We start from the raw sequence: 1,427 nt of genomic DNA, 5'->3' as shown, positions 1-1,427 counted from the left end.
AAGAACGTCCATTACAGTCGAAATTGTCAGCCCGGGACCGTCTCGGGCTACGATTGAGGCGCGCCCAGAACGGGCCGCCGACCGGGCGCCCGCGCACGGCCGAACGTCCCTGCCCCCGAGAGGGCCCGTTGGGTGCTGCCGGCGCGGGGCGCGCCGCCCCCGACGGCTGATAGGAAAGTGCCGGGCAGGTGCCGCGGCTGGTAATGTGAGTGCCGAGGGGGAGGCCATCCGGTCGAACGACTACCGGAAGGATACCACCGTGAAAGCGCCATCCACCAGACCCGCGGCCGTGCTCGGCCTGGACGTCGGCAAGTCGTCGCACTGGGCCTGCCTGATCGACCGCGACGGGGAGGTGCTGGCCAGCGCCCCCGTCCGCAACAGGGAGGCCGAGCTCGACGCGCTGTTCGCCTCCGCGCCCGCCGGCACGCTCGTCGTCGTCGACCAGTTCCGCAACATAGGGTCCCTCGCCGTGAGGCGGGCCCGCGCCGCGGGGCTCGTGGTCGCCCACCTGCCCGGGCTCGCCGCCAGCCGCGCCGCGGGCCTGTTCGCCGGCGAGGCCAAGACCGACGAGCGCGACGCCGCGGTGATCGCGCGGACCGCCCTGGGCGTGCCGGACTCCCTGTCGGGGGTCCCGGGCCGTGGCGAGGCCCTCGAGGCCGCCCGCGCCCTCTCGTCGCAGCGCGACCACGTCGTCGCCTGCGCGACCAGGGACAAGAACCGCCTGCGCGCGGTGCTGCTCGAGTCCTGCCCGGCCCTCGAGGCCGCGGTCGACCTGTCGGACCGGCGGTGGCTGGAGCTGCTCGCCGGGTTCGGCGGGGCGTGGGGGATTGCCCGCTCCGGGGCCGAGGGCCCGCGGGCCGAGGCCGCCGGGGAGGCCGCGGCCGCCTCCACCGCGCCCCCGCCGGCGCTCGTCGAGGCCGAGAACAGGCAGGTCAGGTTCCTGGCCGCCCGGATATCGGAGGCCCTCGACGAGGCCGGGGCCCTCGAGGCCGAGACGGCGGCGCTGCTCGAGGGCGACGAGACCTACGCGTGCCTGCTCACCGTGCCCGGCATCGGCCCGAGGACCGCGGCGCAGCTCGCGGTGTCGGTCGACATCGGGAGGTTCCCGGACCACGACCACCTGGCCTCGTACTGCGGCATAGCCCCGAGGGTGAGGAGCTCCGTCACGTCGGTGAGGTCGGTCAGGGCGTCCAGGCGCGGCGACGCGAGGCTCAAGTCCCTGCTGATCTTCTCGTGCAACAGCCTGGTGAGGTCCTCGGGGCGCTACGGCGAGTACTACCGGGCCTGCAGGGCGCGGGGCATGGGGCACGGGCGGGCGCTCAAGGCCGTCGCGAGGAAGCGGCTCAGGGCGATATACGCCGTGATGCGCGACCGGGTGCCTTACCGGGAGTAGCCCCGACGGTTGACAAAACTATAGGAACACCCAA

At 73.9% G+C, this 1,427-nt stretch carries 1 protein-coding gene; it reads left to right on the top strand.

What is annotated here, in order from left to right; all coding sequences use genetic code 11:
• The first annotated feature begins 259 nt into the window (after positions 1-259).
• Positions 260-1,393, top strand: coding sequence for an IS110 family RNA-guided transposase (locus GDJ93_RS07215; protein ID WP_152068280.1), 1,134 nt, complete (start codon positions 260-262; stop codon positions 1,391-1,393).
• Positions 1,394-1,427 lie beyond the last annotated feature (34 nt).

This window comes from Collinsella aerofaciens (assembly GCF_902501475.1).
GTDB classification, from domain to species: domain Bacteria; phylum Actinomycetota; class Coriobacteriia; order Coriobacteriales; family Coriobacteriaceae; genus Collinsella; species Collinsella aerofaciens_AL.
The sequence above is the reverse complement of the archived record's forward strand: the minus strand, read 5'-3'. Positions and strand labels throughout refer to the sequence as shown.